Source organism: Limnospira sp. PMC 1279.21, from assembly GCF_032349615.1.
GTDB classification, from domain to species: domain Bacteria; phylum Cyanobacteriota; class Cyanobacteriia; order Cyanobacteriales; family Microcoleaceae; genus Limnospira; species Limnospira fusiformis.
Map to the genome: position 1 here is coordinate 61,710 of NZ_JARPLU010000004.1, position 6,338 is coordinate 68,047.

The 6,338-nt window shown below is 42.1% G+C and carries 3 protein-coding genes; 1 reads left to right on the forward strand and 2 read right to left on the reverse strand.

From position 1 onward, the window contains the following. Window positions 1-14: 14 nt before the first annotated feature. Entirely contained in the window at window positions 15-2,321 is a 2,307-nt protein-coding gene (locus P5683_RS01380; protein ID WP_315638677.1) for a nitric-oxide reductase large subunit, read from the reverse strand. A 436-nt stretch (window positions 2,322-2,757) separates the two neighbouring features. On the opposite strand from P5683_RS01380, the gene P5683_RS01385 reads away from it, so the two are divergent. Beyond that, on the forward strand, window positions 2,758-3,474 hold the full coding sequence (locus P5683_RS01385) for a Crp/Fnr family transcriptional regulator (RefSeq protein ID WP_315638675.1): 717 nt from the start codon (window positions 2,758-2,760) through the stop codon (window positions 3,472-3,474). A gap of 142 nt (window positions 3,475-3,616) precedes the next feature. On the opposite strand, the gene P5683_RS01390 is transcribed toward P5683_RS01385, so the two are convergent. Then, window positions 3,617-5,791: a diguanylate cyclase gene (locus P5683_RS01390; protein WP_315638673.1), complete on the reverse strand. Its 2,175-nt coding sequence runs from the start codon at window positions 5,789-5,791 to the stop codon at window positions 3,617-3,619. Window positions 5,792-6,338: the final 547 nt, after the last annotated feature.

Sequence of the window (6,338 nt, forward strand, 5' to 3'; positions counted from 1 at the left end):
TTTATACATCATGGTTACATAGGATAATCAGCAGTTAAAGGTGCATCAGGTTGGGGTTGGGTGGGTTGTTGAAAAATTGCGATAATTGAACGCAACACACACAGAACCATCAGTAAAGCACCTAGGCTAAAAACAATGTCCCCAGGAATCCTTAGCCATACAGTCCAGTGCATCCAAGACGAATTAATCACCTCAGCACTGCGGGCGTACCAAGTGCCATAATTGACTGATTGTACCAGTTGATAAAAACCACTGGGAATCAAGCCAAATAACATCATCATCACCAGACCGATATTAATGCCCCAGAATGACAAATTAAATAGTTTTTCATTCCAAGCATGATCTGGGGTAATTTCCCGTAAGGCAAATAGCATCAGGGCTAAGGCTAAAGAGCCATAGACCCCAAATAACGCCGAGTGAGCATGAATGGGAGTGGTGTTAATTCCCTGAGAGTAGTAGAGGACAATGGGAGGATTAATCAAAAATCCAAATACTCCAGCCCCTACTAAATTCCAGAAGCAAGTCCCGATAAAGAATTTGAGGGGAACTCGATAAAATCCTTGGGCTTCTTGAGAGAGTCGAATGGATTTAACGACTTCAAAACCAATCAGGGTTAAAGGAACAACCTCTAAAGCAGAAGCTACAGCCCCCATTGCAGTAATAAATACTGGAGTTCCCGAAAAATACAGATGGTGTAGAGTGCCAATTACCCCACTACCGAGATAGAGAATGGTAGTCAGATAGGTTGCTCGCAGGGCTGAAGAACGTTTAAGAAAGCCAAGTTCACTGCATAAATAGGCGATTGTAACCGTTGCAAAGACTTCAAAAAAACCCTCTACCCACAGGTGAACTACCCACCAACGCCAATATTCTGCAATGCTCAAAGGGGTATGGTTGGTGTACATTAACCCCGAGGCATAAAACAGGGGAATTGTAATCGCACTATATAGGAAAAAGTGATTTAGTCCGGTTTTACTGCCCTCGGCTTTTAAGGCTGGTTTCAAGGCTCGGTACATTAACCACAGCCAAAACACCATACCGCCAATTAGTAGCAGTTGCCAAAGGCGACCGAGTTCGACATATTCGTAGCCTTGGTGTCCAAACCAAAAACTTTTATCTCCTAAAAGCCCTTGTACTCCCGCCCAAGCACCAATCAGAGAACCGACAACGACCACGGTTAAAGCCCCTAGTAAGGCTCCATTGCCCCAGGATTGTCCTGGTGGTTCATTTTTGCCAAATCGGGGTGCAAAATAGAGTCCCGCCGCTAACCAGCAAGTGGCAATCCAAAAGACAGCCAGTTGTAAGTGCCAAGTCCGAGAGGCTGCATAGGGTAAATACTGTTGCAACGGTACACCATAAAAACCATCCCCTTCTACGGCATAGTGTGCTGTCACCATCCCCATGAGAATTTGCACTAAAAACAGAGCCATGGCGACCCCAAAAAATAGGGTGGTCACTTTTTGGCTAGGGGTGGCAAGGCGAATACTGGGACGTTCTTTAACTACCTGGACTTCTTCTGGGTCTTCTTGGGTGAGATAGATAAACAGAAATACGGCGATCGCTGCAATTAACACAATCACTGATACAATTGACCAAATCAGAAACTGAGGCGGGGCTTGATTGCCAATCAGATCATCATGGGGGAAATTCGCCGTATAGGAAAAGGGCGCATTGGGACGATTGGCTGAAGCTGCCCAAGCCGTCCAAGCAAAGAATGCGGTAACGTTGTGGATTTGGGTATTATCCGTAAACCAACCACTAGGAATAGAATGCACAACCGACCCTTGAGAAAGCCAGGTTTGATAGTCTTCAAAGACTTTTTGTAAACCAATGGTTTGAGCTTCAGTTAAGGTTAAAGCCTTGGTTTCTGGGTCATATCGATTGGTTTTAAATTGTTTCTCTACCTGAATTTGTAAAGTAGCGCGATCGATATCTGGTAGCGATTCTAAATCCTCTTGGGTAAAAACAGGATTGCTGTTATAAATAACCCCCGCTGTCGCTAATCCCCAACGGTGCAATACATCTGCTGTCCAGTCAGGGGCCAGATAACTCCCATGACCCCAAACACTCCCAATGTGCTGTCCGCCACGGGCTAAATAAGTTTCTTGACCCTGTTGAATCTCAGCTTGGCTGAGAATCATCTCCTGTTGTGGAGAAACAATTGTTGCAGGTATAGGAGGCGCATTTTTATAAATTGCTGCACCCGCTGAGATGAGGACAGTGAACGTCACAATGCAAATTAGCACCAACCAGGTGGGAAGACTAAATTGCCTGGAAGAACCACCTGTAGTCGTCACTCTATCTAATGTTAGGTTTGCCATGATGTCAAGTTTTCTTCCGGTCAAGCTAAATTTAGGATGGTAACCGGATCAATTTCTTTGACTTAAGTCAAAAATCATCTGTAGAAATTCTTAAATTGTGGCTGGTGATCCTCAATTACTCAACCATTTTTTGATAATAATAAGTATTATGGCTTATATGTTCCTGTTGATGTCCTAGTATATTTTAATGCCTAATTAATTATATAATTATAAAATATATCAATTAACACCATGTAACTTATTTCCACAAAATAGTATAATTCTGCTACAGATGTGGTATAATTGATAACATCTTCAAAGTTCGGCAATTATACTTGAGATCATCTCATCAAATAATGCTCACACTTATTCCCTAGTCTAAATTCACAAATTAACTATGTTGATAATTGCAAATATCATCAACTTTGTTCAAGATTAAAATTATCATTAATTATTCATGATAGATCCCTTGTTGTTAAATAATTGGTTGTCTCAAACATTGCTATTTTCTGGATTAAGTGAATCAGAAGTAATGCCTTTTACACAAATTGCTAAAATTCAAAACTTTGCCAAATCTGAGATGGTTTTTAATCAAGGTAACCCTGCCATAGGTTTTTTTATTGTGAAAATGGGTAAGGTTAAAGTATTTAAAGTTTCGGCCAATGGTAAAGAGCAAATTGTTCATATCTTCCAACTCGGAGATTACTTTGCCGAAGTTCCGGCTTTAGATGGTCAACCTTTCCCGAATTCGGCGGCAGCTTTAGAACCGACAGAGTTAGTATTCTTTCCCCGTGAACTTTTTTTAAAGGTACTACATCAATCTCCTACTGTCTCAGTTAATCTACTGACCAGTCTTTGTCAACATCTGCGAGAATTAACCTCTTTAATTGATTCTCTCTCATTTCAAGATGTCCCACAGCGATTGGCAGCCTATTTGTTAAATTTAAGTAATCGCGATTTTCAACAAATCAATTCTGGCAGGGAGACTGATCGTCTGGTTACTCTCGATATAAATAAAGGTGAACTCGCCTCCTTATTAGGAACTATTCCGGCCACACTATCAAGGGCATTTGCTAAATTGAGCCAAAAAGGTTTAATTGCAGTTAATGGTTCGCAAATTCAGATTTTAAACCATCAAGGTTTACAAGAATTCAGCCAGTCATTGATTGATTAAAGTCCTTTAAATACCAGTGACATACATTTATAGCTCAACCACTAATTTGGGTTCTGGCTATTGATGGCCTGTTCTGTGCTATATTTTACCGACTGCTAAAGAAAGCCACTTATCCATCCCCCACCAGGATGATGATCATTGACTACATCACCTGCCTTTGTTGATAGGCGATCGCACAGTTACGACCTCTTTCTTTGGCTTTGTACAACGCTTCATCCACCTGGCTGATTAGATGGCTGATGGAGTAATTACCGCTGTGAAATTCAGCCACCCCAAAACTAGCCGTTTGATAACCAACCGTGGGAAACTGGTGACTGGCTAAATCTTGACGTAGTGCCTCAGCTAGAGCCTTCGCTCCCCATAAATCAGTCTGGGGACTGATGATGATAAACTCTTCACCACCCCATCGCCCTAAAATATCTGTTTTCCTCAGTCTTTGATGGAACAGTGCCACCATTTCGATTAATACAGCATCTCCCGGGAGATGCCCAAAGGTGTCGTTAATCTTTTTGAAGTAATCGATATCACAGAGAATCACGCTAAATTTCTGTCCGTTTCGATGGAAAAGAGACTCCTGTTCCTGCAAGCATTTTTCAATTTTTAGGCGATTGAAGCAGCCTGTCAAAGGATCCGTAACCGAGATTTTTTCCAGCTTGCGGTTATAAGTTTGTAGTAAATATTGGCGATACAGAACAATCGCTAAAACCCCTAGCCCGATGAATACAAATCGCCCAATAGCCCGATAATCGACACCTTGTTCATATCGAACAGAAATCCAATTGTTGATGATGCCTTGTCTGGCTTTTTCATCGATAGAAGCGATCGCTTTTTCAAAAATGGCCAGAAGTTCCGGCTCATCATTACGAACCGCAATACTCAAAGGCAAAATTTTATCAAATCGACCCGCGATTTTCAGGGAAGGAAATCGTTTCTGAATAGTATATGAAGTCGTCGGTAAAACATCCACATAGCCAAACAAATGCCCATGTTCTACTTGCTGTAAACCATCCTCAATCGAAGCCACCTCCACAATTTGCATATCCGGGTATTGGTTCCGCAATATTTCTACAAAAGCGTAGCTTTTAACCATGCCAATTTTGTGATTAAGAACATCCCTGATATCGGGAATAAACGGTTCCCTTTCTCGCGTCGCAATCACTAAAGGTAACTCAAGATGGGGTCTCGTAAAGTTGGCATATTCTAGGCGATCTGGCGTAGCCACAGCTAGGGAGAGAATGTCACATTGTCGCTGTTTAAATTGCTCAATACTTTCTACCCAAGTCTGAGTTTTAAGCAGCGTAATTGGGATGCCAATCCGGTCTATCAACAATTGCATGAAGTCTGCACTCATCCCCGTATGTTGCCCATCAATGATTGCATCTAGGGGCATCCAATTAGGGTCAACACACATTTTTATCTCACCTTTATCTTGTAAATATTCCAATTCTGTTCTGGTAAAATTAAAGCTGGCGGTATCCGCAGCCAAATACCAGCGGCGAAGGAGATTGGCATAGTCTTCTTCCGAAACCGCTGCCATAGCTTTGTCTAAAATTGATTTCAAAATTGGGCGATCGTTGCGGATGCCTAAATATTGAGGTACATTCGATAAATGAGGGTGATTAATCAGAGGACGACTGATTAACTCTGTCAAAAAATAGCGTTCAGTATAATAGTTAAAAGTGGCATGGCTTTCTAAAGCCGCATCGGCTCTCCCCGCTTCCACCTGCTTCATGGCATCCAATGTGTTGTTAGTCAACAGTAGGTTAATCTCAGGATAGTATTTGGTTAATATTTCCTCGAAAAAGAAACCTCTGACAATCGCTAAATTTTTACCTTTAAGCTGTTTAATCTCAGTATAATCTTCCCCATCTTTGCGCGTTAACAAAGAATTCACCAAGTCAAATACATATTGCTCAGAATAGAGCGCGAATTTGTGACGATCTGGAGTGATCACCATATTAGTGACCACATCAATTTCTTTCTGAGCCAACATCGTCATACATTCCGACCAAGTTGGACCCACCACCAACTCAACTTCCAGCCCCACTTTTTCCGCGATCATCTTAATATACTCATTGCTAAATCCTGTAGGATTACCATTCTTAACAAAGTTATAAGGCGGCCAATCCGACTCCCCATGAACTCGGATAACTGGATTAGCCTGAATATACGCTTGTTCGGCTGGGGTTAATTCAACTACTAACCGCTCACCCGTTTGTTGGGCAACTCCCGGATTACTAGACACCAGTAACGTTAAGATTAGGCTTAACAAGCATAAGAGGAATTGATGACCATCGAATTGGTAAGGCACTTTCATTTTGCCAAATAAATGCTACATTACCATAATAAGCCGCCATTTTTGATTACTGAAGTTGAGACGATTGGTGGCTTGTAAAATTACCAATGCCATCAATTTTCTCTAGTGCGATCGTCTTTTACAGCCCTTTCAGTAATCATGCAATACCCCTTGAAAGTCCCTCTCCGCAGGTGGGAGAGGGATTGAGAGTGAGGGTAATGTTTAGTGCGACTTCTCGGCTGTAACTGGAAATCAGTGGGTGGCATGGGGGGTTCCCAGTCCGTCTCCTTCCCCGTTTTCGAGCAAGTATTGGCAGTGAGTTACTGACATTTGCGCTTCCCCCGTCTCTCGTGTTTCTCAGTTGCTGATGATGATTATATCCCAAGCCGCCCATAGCCGCCTGATACCACAGGCATTCTCAGGGTTTGACTCCTTATGGTTAAATTAATGATAAGTCCTAGTTATGACAGCCATTAAAATAAATGTGGCTCAACCCCTTTACAAACCCTCATAGAGTGTGTCATATTATAGACACGGTAGAAAAACAACTGCCGGATAAGTACCTCGC